This is a genomic window from Bacillus haynesii (genome assembly GCF_001969855.1).
In the GTDB taxonomy this organism is placed as follows: Bacteria; Bacillota; Bacilli; order Bacillales; family Bacillaceae; genus Bacillus; species Bacillus haynesii.
The window spans coordinates 34,401-52,643 of the sequence record NZ_MRBL01000023.1 but is presented as its reverse complement, the minus strand read 5'-3'; the positions used below and the strand labels follow the sequence as shown (position 1 = coordinate 52,643).

Below are 18,243 nucleotides of genomic sequence, written 5' to 3'. Positions count from 1 at the left end.
AAATGGAGGGGAAACTAGCATGAATGAAAAACGTCTGTTAGAAGAGTTTTTAGAACTTGTGCAAATTGATTCCGAGACAAAACATGAAGCTGACATCTGCAAGGTGCTGAAAGAAAAATTTACGGCGCTTGGAATGGATGTCGTGGAAGATAACACCGCGCCAAAAACGGGGCACGGAGCGGGAAACCTCGTGTGCACGCTTCCGGGAACGAAAGAGGCGGACACGATTTACTTTACATCCCACATGGATACGGTCGTACCCGGAAAAGGCGTGAAGCCGGTCATTGAAGCCGGATATGTCAAAACAGACGGCACAACGATTTTGGGAGCTGACGACAAAACAGGGCTTGCAGCGATGCTCGAAGCTGTAAAAGTGCTGAAAGAAAAAAACATTCCGCACGGAACGATCCAGTTTATCATTACGGTCGGTGAAGAATCGGGGCTTGTCGGAGCAAAAGCTTTAGACCGTTCGCTGATCGAAGCCGATTACGGATATGCGCTTGATTCCGACGGGAAGGTCGGCAATATTATCGTAGCAGCGCCGACACAGGCGAAAATTAGAGCAACTGTCTACGGGAAAACGGCTCATGCCGGAGTAGAGCCGGAAAAAGGAGTCTCCGCGATCACGATCGCTTCAAAAGCGATTGCAAAAATGCCGCTTGGCCGCATCGATGAGGAAACGACAGCTAACATCGGCCGCTTTGAGGGCGGAACGCAAACCAATATCGTCTGCGATCAGGTCGAGATTCTCGCTGAAGCCCGTTCGCTTGTTCCAGAAAAAATGGAAAAGCAGACCGAAAAAATGAAGCAGGCGTTCGAAGCAGCCGCCGCCGAAATGGGGGGCAGAGCCGAGGTGGAAATCGAAGTCATGTACCCGGGCTTTAAATACAAAGACGGGGATCTCGTCGTTGAAATCGCCAAAAAAGCCGCCGGGAAAATCGGCCGTCCGTACGAGCTGTTGACGAGCGGCGGGGGAAGCGATGCGAACATCATCGCAGGCCATGGCATTCCGACTGTCAACCTTGCAGTCGGATATGAACAGATCCATACGAAAAACGAAAAAATGCCGATTGAGGAACTTGTTAAAACTGCAGAAATGGTCGTTGCCATTATTGAGGAAGTAGCAAATCCATCATAAACGCGGGGTTTTATGGGGAAAGTCACCGTTTCAGCTCCAGCCGATGGTTTCAGCGGAAACGGCCTCACCATCCCCGAAGTCACGAGAAGGTTGAAGAGAAATACAAAAAAGCTTGCGCCTTTAAAGGCGCAAGCTTTTTTATTTTGTAGCCGATTCAGCAGGCTGAATGGCTTTTTTGTTTTTTTGGTAAACCTGATGAAGAACGACGGATTGAATCGTCAGAAGCAGTCCGCTTGTCAGCCAGTACAGCGGCAGGGCTGCAGGGACATTGATCGAAAAGATCGTCATCATCACAGGGAAAAAGAAGCCCATGATTTTGGCGGACTGCTGAGCCGCCGGATTTGATTGTGCGTTCTGTGCGTTCAGCTTTTGAGACACATAGAACTGGATAAAATACATGAACCCGGCGCATAAAGATACGATAATATCAGAATGCCCGAGGTTAAACCAGAGAAAAGAGTGCGAAGCAATTTCAGGCGTCGAGCGGATCGCATAATAAAAACCGATCAGAATCGGAAACTGAATCAGCATCGGCAGGCAGCCCATCGCCAGCGGGTTGATGTTGTGCTTTTGGTAAAGCTGCATCATCTCCTGCTGAATTTCCCTCTGCTTCACGGGATCTTTCGTCTTTTTTAACCTGCTTTGAATTGCATCCAGCTCAGGCTTGACAAGCGCCATTTTTTCCTGCATTGTCCGCTGTTTTTTATACTGGTTGGCAAACAGCGGAAAGACGAGAACCCGGACGATGATGGTCACAAAAATAATCGACAGTCCGTAGTTTCCGTGGAAAAATCCGGCGATTCCTTTAATCAGCTCTGAAAAAGGCACCACGACATAATGGTTGAAGAAGTTGTCGCTTCCTCCGGTACTGCCGGTGGCTGCCGAAGCTTGTTCACCTATAAACATGGTCATGATCAAAAACATTGCAGTCGCAAACATTTGTTTTAATTTCGTGTTCAACACGTTCTCCTCCTTCTGAATAAAAGGGCCCGTATGCCGGACGCCTTTTCCCGTTTAAATTGAAAGAAGAAGGGAACGGTGGTCTTCATCGTCGTTCGATGAAGCTTTCATGCGAATGACTTTACTTATCCATACCGTAATGCGATGATATAGGATGATGAGAAAATCGATTGCAGAAACAAACTGTATTGCATGATATTCTTCAAACCGTTTCGTTTTCCAGCTGTCTCCTGTACTGCAATCCTTTAGGATGAGGGCGATACCGATCGCCGTCAGTGCGGGAAGGACGATTGTGAAAAACTCAAACAGAAAAAAAGCATCGTTGAAAGATTCAAGAATCATCTTTTATCACTTCCATTTCATTTAACATCTTACTATATGAAAGCCGGGATGTCTAATCAGAGTACCAGGAGGGAGCCGTTTTGTCTGCTGATAAACAAAAGGGGAGAGTCATCTTTCATATCGATATGAACAGCTTTTACGCGTCTGTTGAAATGGCGTATGACCCTTCGCTGAAAGGCAGGCCGCTCGCCATCGCGGGAAATGCGAAGGAGCGGAAAGGAATCGTCGTCACGTGCAGCTATGAGGCGAGAGCACGCGGCGTCAAGCCGCCCATGCCGCTCTGGGAAGCGAAGCGGCTCTGTCCCGAGCTGATCGTCAAGCCGCCGAATTTCGACCGCTACAGAAGCTCTTCAAGAGAAATGTTTCAAATGCTCAGGGAGTATACGGACCTTGTCGAGCCTGTTTCCATTGATGAAGGGTACATGGATTTAACGGACACGCCATACAAAAACCGGGCATATGAAACAGCAAAGGAAATTCAGGAGCGCCTTCAAGAAGAACTGCTGCTTCCGTCAAGCATCGGGATCGCTCCGAATAAATTCCTGGCCAAAATGGCTTCGGATATGAAAAAACCGCTCGGCATTACGATATTGAGAAAGCGCGAAGTGCCCCGGATTCTTTGGCCTATGGACATCAGCGAGATGTACGGAGTCGGCCGGAAAACCGCCGAAAAGCTCAAGACGCTCGATATCGAAAAGATCGGCGATTTGGCTGCCGCAGATGAGTATGCTTTAAAGGGCCTCCTTGGCATCAACGGTCCCCGTTTAAAAAAGAGGGCAAACGGTATCGACACAGGGGAGGTGAATCCCGACAGAATATACGAATTCAAAAGTGTCGGCAATTCCTCGACTCTCCCGCATGACAGCACAGATGAGAAGGAGCTGTTCGGTCTGATTGACAAGCTTTCCGTCTCAGTAAGCGACAGGCTGAAGCGAAAAGAGGTCATGGCAGCAAAAGTGTTCATCATGATTCGCTTTGCGGACTGGACAAACATAACAAGAAGCAAGACCCTCCTGAATCCGACCGATTCAAGAGACGACATTGCGAAGGAAGCGAAAGCCCTTTTCAGGCAGCATTGGCATGGAAGCCCTGTCAGGCTTTTAGGCGTGACGGGAACCGATCTCGTCAATCGAAAGGAAGCCGTCAAACAGCTTGATTTGTTTTCGTTTCATGAGGATGCCAAAGAGGAGCCGATCCAAAAAGTGATGGCCGAACTGAATGAAAAATATGGAACAGACCTCATCAAAAAAGGGATCAGGATCGTGAAGAAAGAAAGCAAAACAAGCGGAACAAGCTTTAACAAAGATTTTTTCCAGGACGAGAGACAAGATCAATAGCTTGAAAATGTAGGTCGAAGTGTGGTAATTTCAATTTAAATAAAAATTAAACTATAATGCTAAACGCTTTAAGAAGGGACGTTAGACATGGCAAAACAACAAATAGGTGTAGTTGGTTTAGCAGTAATGGGAAAAAACTTGGCTTTAAACATTGAAAGCCGCGGGTTTTCGGTTTCTGTTTACAACAGATCAAGCGCGAAAACGGAAGAGTTTCTGAAAGAAGCTGAAGGTAAAAATGTTGTCGGTACATACAGCATTGAAGAGTTCGTTGCATCTCTTGAAAAACCGCGCAAAATTCTTTTGATGGTCAAAGCTGGAACACCGACAGACGCAACGATTCAATCGCTTCTGCCTCATCTTGAAAAAGGCGACATTTTAATTGACGGCGGAAATACATATTATAAAGATACGCAGAGAAGAAACAGAGAGCTGGCCGAAAGCGGCATTCACTTCATCGGCACCGGAGTTTCCGGCGGTGAAGAAGGCGCTCTGAAAGGACCTTCTATCATGCCAGGCGGACAAAAGGAAGCCCATGAGCTTGTTAAGCCGATTCTTGAAGCTATTTCTGCAAAAGTGGACGGCGAACCGTGTACGACATACATCGGTCCTGACGGCGCCGGTCATTATGTAAAAATGGTTCATAACGGCATCGAATACGGCGACATGCAGCTGATCTCAGAATCCTACTTTATTTTGAAACACATTGTCGGTCTGTCTTCAGATGAGCTTCACGAAGTCTTTTCCGAGTGGAATAAAGGAGAGCTTGACAGCTATCTGATCGAAATCACGGCTGATATTTTCACGAAAAAAGATGAGGAAACGGGCAAGCCGCTCGTTGACGTCATCCTCGATAAAGCAGGTCAAAAAGGCACAGGAAAATGGACGAGCCAAAGCGCTCTTGACCTGGGCGTTCCGCTTCCGATCATTACGGAATCTGTTTTCGCCCGCTTCATCTCTTCCATGAAAGAAGAGCGCGTCAAAGCGAGCAAGCTTCTGGCAGGACCTGAAGCGAAACCGGCCGCCGAGAACAAAGAAGAGCTGATCGAAGCGGTCAGAAAAGCGCTCTTCATGAGCAAAATCTGTTCTTACGCACAGGGCTTCGCTCAAATGAAAGCCGCATCAGAAGAATACGGCTGGGATTTGAAATACGGCGATATCGCGATGATCTTCCGCGGAGGATGCATCATCCGCGCAGCATTCCTGCAAAAAATCAAAGAAGCGTATGACCGCGATCCTGAGCTTGACAACCTGCTTCTTGACCCGTACTTCAAAAATATCGTTGAAAGCTATCAGGGAGCTCTCCGCAAAACGATTTCCCTTGCGGTTGAACAAGGAATTCCTGTACCTTGCTTCTCAAGCGCTCTCGCTTATTTTGACAGCTATCGCACTGCAACCCTGCCGGCCAACCTGATTCAGGCGCAGCGCGACTACTTTGGCGCCCATACGTATGAGCGTACAGATAAAGAAGGCATTTTCCACACTGAGTGGATGAAATAAGATATCAAAAAAACCGCAAGCTGAAAAGCTTGCGGTTTTTTTGATTTTCGGAAGGATGCATGTTTAAGCGGTTCTGTGGAAACCTACTTAAAAGAGAGTTTCAATAAGGAGGAATCAACCCATGTATCCTAGTTTAGAGGGAAAAACGGTCGTTATCACAGGGGCGGGTACAGGTCTTGGAAAAGCGATGGCACTGCGCTTCGGTGCTGAAAAAGCCAATGTAGTGATCAATTACTTCAAGGAAGAAGAAAATCCCGAAGAGACGGTGAGGAAAATAGAAAGCAGCGGAGCGCGCGCGATTGCTGTTCAAGGGGATGTTTCAAAAGAAGACGATGTAAAAGCGCTGATCAGTCAGGCTGTTGATTCATTCGGTTCCGTTGATGTGATGGTGAACAACGCGGGGGTGGAAAATGAAGTACCTTCCGAGGATTTGTCTCTGGAAGACTGGAACCGCGTCATATCAACCAATTTGACGGGAATGTTTTTAGGATGCCGGGAAGCGATCGGCTATATGCTCGACCATAATATTAAAGGCTCGGTCATCAATATGTCGAGCGTCCATCAGCAAATCCCGTGGCCGCATTTTGTCCATTATGCGGCAAGCAAGGGCGGGGCAAAACTGATGACAGAAACGCTTGCCCTTGAATATGCCCCAAAAGGAATTCGGGTAAACGCGATCGGGCCCGGTGCGATCGATACGCCGATTAACGCCGAAAAATTCGCTGATCCCGAATTGAAAAAAGGCGTTGTTGAATTGATTCCGATAGGGTATATCGGAAAGCCGGAGGAAGTCGCAGCTTGCGCGGCCTGGCTTGCATCTGAAGAAGCAAGCTATGTGACAGGCCTGACGCTGTATGTGGACGGCGGGATGACGAAATACCCGGGATTTCAAGCGGGAAAAGGGTGAAAAGAAGGCGGGATGCCTTCTTTTCATCATAAGCCATTAAAAATTTACATAAGATTAATAGAAAGCGAAAGTGCTGTTTACATAGCAATGATAGTGTAGGTGTGTCAACAAAAAGCGGTTATGGAGGGAGTACATAAGAATGGGTTTCTTACGCAACAGAATCGTCGGCATTACACTGGCAGGCGCAGTCGCTTTAGGATCGGCGGGAACAGGCAGTGCGGCAATGGAAACAGCGAAAAAAAAGGAAGAACCGAAAGTTAAAAACGTGATCATGATGGTCATGGATGGAACAAGCTCTTCTGCAACAACATTGGCACGATGGTATAAAGGCAAACCGCTCGCAATGGACCAGATTGTCAGCGGCGGTGTCCGGACGCATTCGGCAGAATCGGCGATCACTGATTCTGCACCTGCAGCAACTGCGATGGCAACAGGACGAAAATCAAACTCTTCCTATATCGGTGTGCTGCCTTCAAAGGTGAATACACCAGGTGTCGAGAAGGTCAATAAAAAAGATCATTACCGGCCTGTAGCAAACGTGCTGGAAGGCGCCAAACAGAAGGGGAAAGCAACCGGCATCATTGCAACATCTGAAATTCAGCATGCCACGCCTGCCGGTTATTCCGGCCATCATAAAGATCGCAATAATTTTGAAGTGCTTGGTGAACAGCAGGTTTATCAAAACATGGACGTTGTCCTTGGCGGAGGAAAAGAATCGCTTCAGCCGGGTACAAAGGATAAAAGCCGCAAAGACGGTGAAGACCTTGTAAAAGTGCTCAAAGATAAAAAGTACGATTTCGTTGAGACGAAAGATCAACTCCTCAAGTCAAAATCGAAAAAAATCTGGGGCGCCTTCTCACAGCGCGATCTCGCATATGACATGGACCGCCGCGCAACGCATCCAGAGCAGCCGACTATTGCGGAGATGACGAAAAAATCGATTCAGACGCTTTCTAAAGACAAAGACGGTTTCTTTTTATTCGTGGAAGGAAGCAAGCCGGATTGGGCAGCGCACCAAAACGATCCAATCGGTATGATCAGCGATGTATTGGCGTTTGATAACGCGGTGAAAGAAGCGCTTGATTTCGCTAAAAAAGATAAACATACAATGGTTATTGCCGTCTCAGACCATGGCAACAGCGGCATCTCCATTGGCAACAGCAATACGACGAAAGGCTATGACACAACGCCGGTATCAGCCTATGTCGATCCGCTGAAAAAGGCTAAAATGACGGTGGAAGGCGCTACCGGCAAATTAAAAGACGACTTATCGAATATTGAAGAAGCGGCAAAGCTTTACGGACTTGATGATTTAACGCCGGCAGAAAAGGAACAGCTGAAAAGCGTGAAAAACAAAAAAGAAGCGGCTTCATTATTCACCAAGCTGCTCAGCAACCGGGCAAACATCGGATTCACTTCAGGCGGTCATACGGGTGAAGACGTCTTCCTGTATTCGTACGGTCCTGAAAAGCCGCAGGGTCTCGTCGATAATACCGACATCGCCAAAACGATGGCAAAAGCAATGGGCTTCAACTTAGACAAATTAACAAACGAATTATTTATCGAAGCAAAACAGGCATTTAAAAAAGCCGGAGCGAGCGTAACAATCGATCAAAAAGATCCGGCTAACCCAGTTCTTGTCGCATCGCGCAAAAAAGCAAAAGCCGAAATGCCGGTGAACAAAAACATCATCAGGATCAACGGGAAGGAATACGAATTAGACAGCGTGATTGTTGAAAGCAATGGATCATTCTACGTGCCTAAAGAAGCAGTTCAGCTGTTCAAAAAATACGCTCGGTAATTTGTTAGAAGACCCCTCTTGAAAGAAGAGGGGTTTTTTATTATTCGAAATAAATACATACATTTATTTTTAAATGTCTAGACATTTAAAAATAAAAAGATATAATAATAGTTGTGTGAAAGCGCTTTTAATAAAGGGGGAGATCACCATGAAGAAAATTTTACTCGCATGCAGTTCTGGAATGTCGACAAGTCTCCTTGTTACCAAGATGGAGGAATACGCGCATTCAATCGGTGACGAGGCAAAAATTTGGGCGGTCGGACAGGACCAGGCAAAAAAAGAGATGGCAGAGGCAAACGTTGTTCTCATCGGCCCGCAAATGAGCTTTTTAAAAGGCGAGCTGCAAAAGGAAGCTGAACCATACGGTATTAAGGTTGATGTGATTGATATGATGGCTTACGGAATGGCTGATGGAAAGAAAGCTTATGAACAGGCGCTCAGCTTGATTGGGGATTGATCATGATGAATAAATTAAAACTCGATGAATTAACAGGCGAACAAATTTGCTTTCAGCTCATTCTTCACAGCGGAAACGCCCGCAGCAAAGTCATTCAGTCCATCAGGGAATACCGTGCCGGCAGCGTTCAGAAAGCAGAGGAGCTGCTCCACCGGGCTGAAGACGATTTGCAGCAGTCCCACGATATTCATTTTCAAATGATCCAAAAAGAAGCGGGCGGGGAAAAAAATGAGTTCTCTTTGCTGCTCTTGCATGCGGAGGACCATTTGATGTCGACGCTCACGATGAAGGAACTCGTTTCTGAATTATTGGAATTGTTCAAAGAGAAAAATCTATGATTCGCACTGCATGGCAAAATCGAAGGGGGATAAGAGACCATGTTTGAAAAATTGAGCAACCTCTTGGTGCCGATTGCCGGGAAGCTGAATAATAACCGGTATTTAGGCGTGCTGAGGGATGCATTTATGCTGGCTTTTCCGCTCACCATTTTCGGATCGATCATTGTCGTTTTAACCAATTTGCCGTTTCTCAATAAAATGATGAGCAAATCCGCGCTTGAAACGTTCCAGTCGGTTTTAAGCATAGCGCCGAGCGCAACGATCAACATTATGTCCGTTTTCGTCGTGTTCGGGATTGGGTATTATTTGTCCAAAACTTATGAAGTCGAAGCGGTTTTTGGAGGAGTCGTTGCTTTGGCATCGTTCCTTCTGCTGACTCCGTTTGTATTAAACGGCGAAGGAGGGGAAGTGATTCCGAACGTCATCCCGATTGACAGGCTCGGTGCGAAAGGGATGTTCCTCGGAATGATTACCGCCTTTACATCCGCTGAGATTTTCAGATTTTTTGTCCAGAAAAACTATACGATTAAAATGCCTGCCGGCGTTCCGCCTGCTGTAGCAAAATCTTTTGCCGCGCTGATTCCGGCGGTGATGACTTTGTCCGTCTACTTGGTGATCAATATCCTTGTAACCCAAGCGTTCAATACGAATATGCACGATTTAATTTACAACCTGGTGCAGGCTCCGCTTGTCGGTCTTGGAAGCGGTATCATTCCAACTTTGATTGCCATATTTTTCACTCAGCTTCTCTGGTTTTTCGGACTCCACGGACAAATTATTATCAACTCCGTAATGGATCCGATCTGGAATACGCTTTCGATCGAAAATTTGAATAGCTATACCGCAACAGGAGAAGTCCCGCATATTATCAATAAGCAGTTTATGGAAGTCTACACCGTCGGAATGGGCGGAACCGGCATGACCCTGGCCGTGATTATTGCCATCCTGCTGTTTATGAGGAGCAAGCAGATGAAGCAGGTCGCCAAACTCGGAGCGGCCCCGGGGATTTTCAACGTAAATGAACCGATCATTTTCGGCCTGCCGATCGTCATGAACCCGCTCATTTTTATTCCGTGGGTTATCTCGCCGATGATCGTCACTTTGATTACGTATTTCGCGATGGCGTCCGGGCTTGTGCCGCCGCCGACCGGGGTCACGATTCCTTGGACTGTGCCGATTTTTATCAGCGGGATGATGGCGACCAATTCGCTTGCCGGCGGCATTCTTCAGATTGTGAATTTAGCCGTTGTCTTTATGATCTGGTTCCCGTTTTTGAAATTCATCGACCGGATGAATATGAAAAAAGAGCAGGACATCAATGAAGCGGAACAAGAAAAGACAACACTAGGACTTTAAAAGGAGATTGATGACATGTCAAAAACAGAACTGCAGCTAGAACAAATTCAATACCGTTTTCCAAATGGCTTCTGGTGGGGGTCGGCGGCTTCCGCGACTCAGACTGAAGGAGCGGCGGCCGAAGGAGGCAAAGGAAAGAACATTTGGGATCACTGGTACGAAAAAGAGCCAAACCGATTTTTTGACGGAGTAGGCCCTGAGAAGACCTCGCGTTTTTACGAGACTTACAGAGAAGATATTCAGCTGATGAAAGAGCTTGGCCACCACTCTTTTCGTTTCTCCATTTCGTGGGCCCGTCTGTTTCCTGAAGGAAAAGGCCGGCTGAACGAGGAAGGAGCTGCCTTTTATAACCGAGTCATCGATGAACTGCTGGCGGCTGGAATCGAGCCTTTTGTCAACCTTTATCATTTTGACATGCCGCTTGCGCTCCAGCAAATCGGCGGATGGGAAAACAGGCAAGTCGTCGATCACTTTGTTTCATACGCAGATACGTGCTTCCGGCTGTACGGGGACCGCGTGAAAAAATGGTTTACCCACAATGAGCCGATCGTTCCTGCGGAAGGCGGCTATTTATACGATTTTCACTATCCGAACATCATCGACTTTCAAAAGGCCGTCCAAGTCGCATACCATGAAATTCTTTCTAACGCCAAAGCGGTCGAAGCTTACCGCAGACTCGGAGGCGACGGTAAAATCGGCATCATTTTAAATTTAACGCCGTCCTACCCGCGAAGCCAACACCCGGCAGATGTAAGAGCTTCTGAAATAGCCGACGCTTTCTTTAACCGATCGTTTCTTGATCCCGCCGTTAAGGGTGAGTTTCCGCAGCTGTTAACAGATATTTTAAAAGAAGAAGGCTATTTGCCTGTCATGGAAGAAGGAGACTTGGAACTGATCAGGAATCACACGGTCGATCTGCTCGGCATCAATTATTACCAGCCGAGACGGGTGAAAGCGAAGGAGCACCTGCCTCATCCGGAAGCACCTTTTATGCCGGAACGGTTTTTTGACCATTATGAAATGCCCGGACGAAAAATGAACCGCCACCGCGGCTGGGAGATATACGAAAAAGGAATCTATGATATTTTAATGAATGTTAAAGAAAACTACGGAAATATTGAATGCTTTATTTCTGAGAACGGAATGGGTGTTGAAGGAGAAGAGCGTTTCCGCGGCGAAGACGGCATGATCCGCGATGACTACAGAATTGCGTTTATTAAAGAACACTTAAAATGGGTGCACAGAGCCATTCAGGAAGGAGCGAATGTCAAAGGCTATCACCTTTGGACCTTCATGGATAACTGGTCATGGACGAACGCTTATAAAAACCGCTACGGATTTGTATCTGTCAACCTTGACAAAAACGGCGAACGAACGATTAAAAAAAGCGGATACTGGTTTAAGAAAGTTGCCGAGAACAACGGTTTTTAAAAAGGACTCTGGCTAAAAGATGGTCTGTTGGGCCATCTTTTTATTTCCGCTTCAAAACCGATATAATGATAAAGAAGGTGTTACAGGCTACAGAATCCTTAGTAATGGTGGTTAAAACATGAGAAAATACGAATATATTTCAAATGAAATGAGGAGGCGGATTCAGGAAGAATACTATCCGATTGATCAGCCCATACCTGATGAGCTTTCTCTCGCCAAGGAATTTTCCTGCAGCAGAATGACGATGAAAAGGGCTCTCGATATTCTCGTGTCAGAAGGCATGCTGTACCGCAAACGGGGGCACGGCACCTTTATTGTGAAATCATCGATTCAGGATCTCCCCGTCAGCGTTACGGACCGCGAAAACCTTGGGCTGACCAAGCTTCTTGCCAACAAACAAATCGAAAGCCGCATCATACAATTTGATGTCGAATTCCCTTCAGATGAAGTGGCTAAGCAATTGTCAATCGAAAAGACCGTTCCGGTGTATCATATCATCAGGCTCAGAAAGGTTGAAGGCGAGCCGTATGTCATTGAAGAAACGTATATGCCTTCCAATGTCATCTCTGAATTAAATGAAGACGTCCTTCACGGCTCCGTTTACCGGCACATCACCGAGACGCTGAAACTGACAATCGCCGGATCGCACCGGAAGATCAGGGCGGATAAGTCGAATGCACTCGACCGAGAGTGCTTGGAATGCGCCCCTGACGATCCGGTTCTTGAAGTCGAACAGGTCGCTTTTTTAAATACGGGCGAACCGTTTGAATATTCTTTTGCAAGGCATCGCTATGATAAGTTTGTATTTTCGAGCGTCCATATTCGGAAATGAAAAATCGGTGTCGAAATTTAAAAAACACAACAAAAAAGGATCGCTTTTGAAAAAAATCGATCCTTTTTTAATGGTTAAAACGGTTGTTGGAAATATTGATTCAATCACGAGGAGCAGCCGCACTAACAAATATAAATTGAACAGGCTTGTCCGTTTTATTAAACCAGTTGTGAGGACGGCTTGAATCGATATGAATGCTATCCCCGGGGGAAAGATCGTATTCAATATCATCAAAAATAATTGTCAGAGTGCCTTCGATAACATATATAAATTCCTGCCCTTCATGAGAAAATGGTGTGCCTTTCTTATCCCCAGGCAATAAAGTAACAAGAATTGGCACAAATAATGGGTTTGGTACATTACCTGATAAATCCGAATATGTAAAAGATGTCTTTTGTTCCACTCGTCTATCAGCTGCTCGTCTAATCATGTCTTTGTCGGCTCGTATCGTGTCGGGAAAGAAATAACTGGGACTTACACCAAGAGCTTCAGATATTTTCCGTAAAGAGAGTAGCGTACTGGAACAAAGAGAACGTTCCACTTGGGATAAGAAGCTAATAGATAAACCTGTTTTTTCGGAGACTTCCTTCAATGTCATTTTTTTCTCTTTGCGGAGCCTTTTTATTAAGTTCCCTAAGTCTGGATCCATCTTTTACCTCCAAAAAAAGCTTCAGAAAAACCACGATGATTATGTTGTAGAGTGATGAAATGATGTGTAATATGTTCTCACGAAGCAATTGTTGACTCAATTTGTTCATTTTATAATTTAATCAATACTTAAAAGATTGAATTTTCCTTAATTTTAACATATTAGCCAGGGGAAGTGAAGCGGTCTCATGTTTGAAGGTGTTCATTTTTCTCATAATTATAAAAGAGAAAGGTACCGTTCTAGGAGGCTTTCCACCGGGGGGTTTACAGAAGAAACTACCGGATACCGTCCGTCTTGGTCAGCAAAATCAGGCTTAAGAATGAAAAATTATAAAATGATTGAATTTTAAGAAAATAAAAAGTATAATATCATCAAAACTTGAATTTAAGTGTCACTTAAATTATTGGTTTGTAAGACTCCTTTTAATAATTAAACCTTAGGGAGGTGAAGTAATACTAATTAAAGGTTATGTCATTTGGTATAATCTTATTTTTTAGCCTGAAAATTTAATTGTTACTTAAATTTTTTGTATTGATTACAGTGTGAATTCATGGAGAAGGAGTTTCCCTTCTTGACTGAATACCTTTACCAAATGTTGTACGGCTGTAGATAGAGTGTCAGCAGGTGGCCAGCCGCGCTCCCTTTATTAAATAAAGCGCTTACAAATTAGGGAGATCAGTGGATATGCAGAGAGGTTCTTTAAATGATAAGGGGGACTTTGAATGAAAAAAACTTTGTCGCAAGGACAACTTATTGCTGTCGGTCTGATGTTATTTGCGATGTTTCTCGGGGCTGGTAACACAATATTTGCACCAATGGTAGGCCAACTTGCAGGCACGAACACATGGATTGCGATGTCAGGTTTTTTAATTACAGGTGTCGGACTTGTTTTATTAGCCATTATAGCATTAGCCATCTCGGGAGGCACGGTAGAGAAACTGGCTGCAAGAGTACATCCAAAGTTCGGCATGTTATTTTCCATTGCCCTTTTTGTAACTTTAGGACCAATCTACGTCATTCCAAGAACGACATCAGTCGTATATGAGATATCGATATATCCCGTTATCAAGGGGGTGATTCACTCAAATCATGTTTTCTTATTTTTGTTTTCTTTTCTCTTTATTCTCATAACTGTCCTGTTTTCTCTGAATCCAAGTAAGTTTGTAGATAGGCTGGGTAAAGTGATAACGCCTATATTTGTTACTCTTTTAACCATCTTGGTCGTTAAGTCATTCATTACCCCCATGGGAAGCTTTGGTGAACCGAGAGATCCGTATATACAAGATACGTTTTTTAAAGGGTTTGTTCAAGGATATTATACAATGGATGTTCTTGCCGCGTTTACATTCGGAGGAATTTTTATTAAGTCGATCAAGAATATGGGAGTGGAAGGAAAAAAAGAAATATCCATCGTTTTTATTAAAGCGGGAATGATCACTATAGTTGGTTTGGTGCTCTTGCAGTTATTTTTAGCTTGGATAGGAGCATCGAGTGTAGATGCCATTGGATATGCAAGCAATGGCGGAGAAGTGCTGGCAAAAAGTGCGATCCATTTATTTGGATATGCCGGAATATTCCTGATAGGCACTGTTATATTTTTAACAGGAATTACAACAAATATAGCGTGCTTATCATCAGTAGCAGAATATTTTAATAGAATCCAGCCGAACTTATCTTATAAAAAATGGATCATCCTATTAGCACTTGTCAGTTTAATCCTTACCAATTTCGGTTTGAGTACAATACTTGAGTTAACGTCGCCAATTTTGCTTCTTCTATATCCGATAGCCATTACGTTAATTATTCTTTCCTTTATCAATAATCTATTTAAAGGATATCAATCCGTATATGTAGGTTCAATTATCGGCAGTGGTTTTGTTGCACTATTAGATGCTTTAAAAGAAATCAATATTTTTGCAGATTTTATTAGCCAAACCTTTGCCTTCATTCCACTGTTTGATATTGGGGCAGGATGGATCATTACAGGACTGACTGGGGCAGTTTTCGGAATGATTATAGCTATATTGAAAAAATCAGAAGAAAGAAAGCTTGATATAGGGAATGAAGAGGCTTCCTGATAAGGTTCATAAACAATGTAAACGCCTGACTACTAATTCAGTTTCATTGTTGTATTAATAAAGTAATAAATTGGGGTGTTTCAAGTGAAAGAAGATGAAATGATCATTTGCAGGTGTGAAGAAGTAAGTTACAAGGAACTGGAGACTACAGCCGCTAAGTATAAATGTTCGGCCAGGGAATTAAAGCTTCGTACCCGGGCAGGCATGGGCTATTGCGGTGGAAGAACATGTCGGACTATTGTAGATAAAATAGCTGTAACAGAGAATGGTCAAAATTCGACATGCGTATCAATGAAATATCAGCCGCCCATACGACCGATAAGCTTTAAAAGTCTGGGAGGGGAAGAAACATGACGCGAAGAATCTTAGCACATCCTATACTCGGGAAAATTGAAGATCATCATTATGTTTCCTTCACATTTAATCATAAGATCTATCAGGGACTGGGAAATGAATCATTGGCTGCTGCGCTTTTAGCCAATGGAGTTCGCACGCTTCGACACCACGAAGAAAGCGGGTCACCAAGAGGTTTCTACTGTAATATCGGCCATTGTTATGAGTGTAGAGTGACGGTAGATGGCCAAAAGGGTTTCCGAGCATGTTTGACGCCTATAAAAGAGGGGATGGTTGTAGAGAGCAGCGGCCAGCTGCAACCTTCCAGAAAAGAAGACGGAGGTCTGGAAAATGGTTAATGCCGTCATTATAGGCGCTGGACCTGCAGGTTTAACAGCTGCAATTACCTGTGCAGAAAATGGATTAGATGTGGTTGTCATTGATGAATATATGATAGCTGGTGGTAGGCTGCTCGGACAACTTTATGAAGAATCTAATGGGTCTTGGTGGAATGGAATTGAAGAATCGACCAAATTATATAAAAAAGCAGTTAATCTTGGCGTCAAGTTTCATTTAAATACAGCAGTAAATAATATCGAGCAATCAAATGGACGATGGACTGTTTATACGGAAAAGCAAATATTTTATACCAATCATTTGTTATTGGCAACTGGTGCAGCGGAATCACCTCTGCCCGTACCTGGCTGGACATTACCTGGTGTTATGTCAGTTGGCGCCGCACAGGTGATGACAAATGTTCAGCGGGTAAAACCCGGTGAGCGCGGGGTTATTATCGGTGTGAATGTTCTCTCGGCTGCTATTGCTATGGAATTACAGCTAGCTGGTGTAGAGATCGCTTGTCTTACTTTACCAAAGATGAACCGTATTACAAAAGGTGCCGGTAAACCGAGAGAAGTACTAGATTCGCTTCTTCATGTATCCCATATGGCTCCGTCTCGATTTATCCGGTTTGGCAGTAAATTCATGAAGAATGACTTGATGAAAAAATTGGGCGTTCATTTATACCCTAAAAAAGGAGTGAAGATGTGGGGCATTCCAATTCAACTTCGAAAAGCTGTAATCGAAATTTATGGTGAGAATGAAGTGGAAGGCGTTACCTTAGCAACGATCAATGCTGAGGGGGAAGTCATTTACGGCAGTGAGGAACATATTCAAGTGGATTTTGTTTGTATTGCCGGAGGTTTATACCCATTAGCTGAATTAGCTGCAGTTGCAGGCTGTCCATTTTATTTAGTGGAAGAGTTAGGAGGCTATATCCCTTTACACAATGAAAGAATGGAAAGTCCTTTAGAAGGGATGTATGTTGCAGGAAACATTACGGGTATTGAAGGTGCAAAGGTTGCTGCTTCACAGGGGGAAACGGCAGGTTTATCAATTGCGCACCGTTCCGGAATAAAAGGGTTGGATGCCAAGATTAAAGATTCTATTAAAATGACTGAACAGATCAGGAATCGTGCATATATCCAATTCCATCCGCAAATAGAAAGAGGAAGAAAGAAAATCTTGCAGCAATGGGAAGCTTATCAATCCAGTAAAAGAAAGCCCAGTTGAATTTACATACGAGGAGGAATTACATGAATAGCACATTTCATCGCGATGTTGTTATCATCGGGGGTGGGATTATCGGTTCAGCGATCGCTTACTATTGCTCAAAATCCGGTTTGGATATAACGGTTCTCGAAAAGAACGAATTGGCTAGTGGAACATCCTCCAAATGCGATGGGAATATTTTGGCAGTAGATAAAGATCCGGGCTTTGATAGTCAAATGGCTTTAAAAAGTCAGCAATTGGTACATGGATTAAGCGATGAGCTCGATATCCCATTTGAATATCGGAACCCTGGGAGTGTTTTGGTTTGTGAAAATGATACGGAAATGGAAGCTGCACAAAAATGGGTGCAGCAACAACAAGATGCAGGTCTGGATTTTCGAATGTTAGACCGGGAAGACCTGCTCAATGAATCTGATTATTTTTCAGGCGATCTCCCGGGCGGGCTTGAGTGCAGGACTGATTCTATCGTCAATCCCTATATGTTAACATACTCGATGATTGATGGTGCCAAACAATTCGGCGCAAAAATACATACGAATACTGAAGTGAAACATCTGTATAAAAATCAAGTCAATCAATTTGTAATTGAGACAAATAACGGAACCTTTACAGCTAATCGAGTTGTCAATGCATGCGGGGTGTGGGCTCCGTTTATTGGAGAGATGCTTGGTATAGACATTCCTATAAAACCGCGGAAAGGTCAGATCATTGTCGCTTCTAGACAACAGCCTGTTGGATTAAGAAATGTAATGGAATTTGGCTACCTCATTTCAAAATTTGGCGGGGAGAGAAAAGTGGATCCATTAACTGATAAATATGGAGTTGCATTAGTTTTCGAACCTACCGAAAGCCAAAACTTTTTAATTGGGAGCAGCCGCCAATTTAACGGATATGATACAAAAATAGATCATGAAGTGGTGAAATGTATCGCAAAAAGAGCCGTTCGTTTTTACCCTAAAATAGCGGATATGACTGTTATAAGAACATACACCGGATTACGGCCATGGACTGCTGACCACCTCCCGATCATTTCGCATGTTGAAGAGGTGCCGGGGTTTTATATAGCTGCGGGACACGAAGGTGATGGCATAAGTTTAGCAGCGATTACTGGAAAAGTCATTGCAGAAATGATTAATGAACATGATACATCGATTCCAATTGAACAGCTCCGGTACGACAGGTTCAATGTTAATGTAAAACAGTGACTGGAATTTA

At 44.4% G+C, this 18,243-nt stretch carries 18 protein-coding genes; 15 read left to right on the top strand and 3 right to left on the bottom strand.

The features are described 5' to 3' along the window. Positions 1-19 precede the first annotated feature (19 nt). Positions 20-1,138, top strand: coding sequence for a tripeptidase T (locus BTA31_RS18405; RefSeq protein ID WP_076793454.1), 1,119 nt, complete (start codon positions 20-22; stop codon positions 1,136-1,138). Between the two features lie 138 nt (positions 1,139-1,276). Here the strand turns inward: BTA31_RS18405 and BTA31_RS18400 are convergent, their stop codons facing one another. Both BTA31_RS18400 and BTA31_RS18395 read right to left on the bottom strand, forming a co-directional pair. Next, positions 1,277-2,101: a membrane protein insertase YidC gene (locus BTA31_RS18400; protein WP_076793453.1), complete on the bottom strand. Its 825-nt coding sequence runs from the start codon at positions 2,099-2,101 to the stop codon at positions 1,277-1,279. Positions 2,102-2,152: 51 nt separating this feature from the next. Beyond that, positions 2,153-2,440, bottom strand: coding sequence for a hypothetical protein (locus BTA31_RS18395; RefSeq protein WP_043927809.1), 288 nt, complete (start codon positions 2,438-2,440; stop codon positions 2,153-2,155). An 80-nt stretch (positions 2,441-2,520) separates the two neighbouring features. Between BTA31_RS18395 and BTA31_RS18390 the strand changes: the two genes are divergently transcribed. The 9 genes from BTA31_RS18390 to BTA31_RS18350 all read left to right on the top strand — a co-directional run bounded on the left by BTA31_RS18390 (position 2,521) and on the right by BTA31_RS18350 (position 12,396). Continuing rightward, complete coding sequence (locus BTA31_RS18390; protein WP_076793452.1) at positions 2,521-3,777, top strand: DNA polymerase IV; 1,257 nt, start codon at positions 2,521-2,523, stop codon at positions 3,775-3,777. An 87-nt stretch (positions 3,778-3,864) separates the two neighbouring features. Continuing rightward, on the top strand, positions 3,865-5,274 hold the full coding sequence (gndA, locus tag BTA31_RS18385) for an NADP-dependent phosphogluconate dehydrogenase (protein ID WP_076793451.1): 1,410 nt from the start codon (positions 3,865-3,867) through the stop codon (positions 5,272-5,274). Positions 5,275-5,395: 121 nt separating this feature from the next. Then, positions 5,396-6,181, top strand: coding sequence for a glucose 1-dehydrogenase (locus BTA31_RS18380; RefSeq protein WP_076793450.1), 786 nt, complete (start codon positions 5,396-5,398; stop codon positions 6,179-6,181). A 139-nt stretch (positions 6,182-6,320) separates the two neighbouring features. Beyond that, a complete protein-coding gene (locus tag BTA31_RS18375) occupies positions 6,321-7,982 on the top strand; it encodes an alkaline phosphatase (protein ID WP_076793449.1) in 1,662 nt (553 codons plus the stop codon). A 148-nt stretch (positions 7,983-8,130) separates the two neighbouring features. After that, positions 8,131-8,439 carry a PTS sugar transporter subunit IIB gene (locus BTA31_RS18370; protein WP_043927806.1) on the top strand — a complete coding sequence of 103 codons (309 nt, stop codon included), beginning with the start codon at positions 8,131-8,133 and terminating at the stop codon, positions 8,437-8,439. 5 nt (positions 8,440-8,444) lie between these two features. Next, positions 8,445-8,777, top strand: coding sequence for a PTS sugar transporter subunit IIA (locus BTA31_RS18365; RefSeq protein WP_043927923.1), 333 nt, complete (start codon positions 8,445-8,447; stop codon positions 8,775-8,777). A gap of 39 nt (positions 8,778-8,816) precedes the next feature. Beyond that, complete coding sequence (gene celB / locus BTA31_RS18360; RefSeq protein WP_043927805.1) at positions 8,817-10,133, top strand: PTS cellobiose transporter subunit IIC; 1,317 nt, start codon at positions 8,817-8,819, stop codon at positions 10,131-10,133. A gap of 15 nt (positions 10,134-10,148) precedes the next feature. Beyond that, positions 10,149-11,564, top strand: a complete 1,416-nt coding sequence (locus BTA31_RS18355; protein WP_043927804.1) for a glycoside hydrolase family 1 protein — start codon at positions 10,149-10,151, stop codon at positions 11,562-11,564. A gap of 118 nt (positions 11,565-11,682) precedes the next feature. Continuing rightward, a complete protein-coding gene (locus BTA31_RS18350; protein ID WP_043927803.1) occupies positions 11,683-12,396 on the top strand; it encodes a GntR family transcriptional regulator in 714 nt (237 codons plus the stop codon). A 100-nt stretch (positions 12,397-12,496) separates the two neighbouring features. Here the strand turns inward: BTA31_RS18350 and BTA31_RS18345 are convergent, their stop codons facing one another. Then, positions 12,497-13,045 carry a helix-turn-helix domain-containing protein gene (locus BTA31_RS18345; RefSeq protein WP_076793448.1) on the bottom strand — a complete coding sequence of 183 codons (549 nt, stop codon included), beginning with the start codon at positions 13,043-13,045 and terminating at the stop codon, positions 12,497-12,499. 722 nt (positions 13,046-13,767) lie between these two features. On the opposite strand from BTA31_RS18345, the gene brnQ reads away from it, so the two are divergent. The 5 genes from brnQ to BTA31_RS18320 all read left to right on the top strand — a co-directional run bounded on the left by brnQ (position 13,768) and on the right by BTA31_RS18320 (position 18,233). Continuing rightward, the gene (gene brnQ, locus BTA31_RS18340; protein WP_076793447.1) at positions 13,768-15,123 is read left to right on the top strand and encodes a branched-chain amino acid transport system II carrier protein; all 1,356 of its coding nucleotides are present in this window, start codon (positions 13,768-13,770) and stop codon (positions 15,121-15,123) included. Positions 15,124-15,207: 84 nt separating this feature from the next. Further along, on the top strand, positions 15,208-15,477 hold the full coding sequence (locus BTA31_RS18335; protein WP_094777450.1) for a (2Fe-2S)-binding protein: 270 nt from the start codon (positions 15,208-15,210) through the stop codon (positions 15,475-15,477). After that, positions 15,474-15,815 (top strand): (2Fe-2S)-binding protein, encoded by a 342-nt coding sequence (locus BTA31_RS18330; protein ID WP_043927802.1) that lies wholly within the window; start codon positions 15,474-15,476, stop codon positions 15,813-15,815. The genes BTA31_RS18335 and BTA31_RS18330 overlap by 4 nt, the downstream gene beginning before the upstream one ends. Continuing rightward, positions 15,808-17,028 carry an NAD(P)/FAD-dependent oxidoreductase gene (locus BTA31_RS18325; RefSeq protein ID WP_076793446.1) on the top strand — a complete coding sequence of 407 codons (1,221 nt, stop codon included), beginning with the start codon at positions 15,808-15,810 and terminating at the stop codon, positions 17,026-17,028. Before BTA31_RS18330 ends, BTA31_RS18325 begins: the two co-directional genes overlap by 8 nt. Before the next feature lie 23 nt (positions 17,029-17,051). Next, positions 17,052-18,233: an NAD(P)/FAD-dependent oxidoreductase gene (locus tag BTA31_RS18320; protein ID WP_076793445.1), complete on the top strand. Its 1,182-nt coding sequence runs from the start codon at positions 17,052-17,054 to the stop codon at positions 18,231-18,233. Positions 18,234-18,243: the final 10 nt, after the last annotated feature.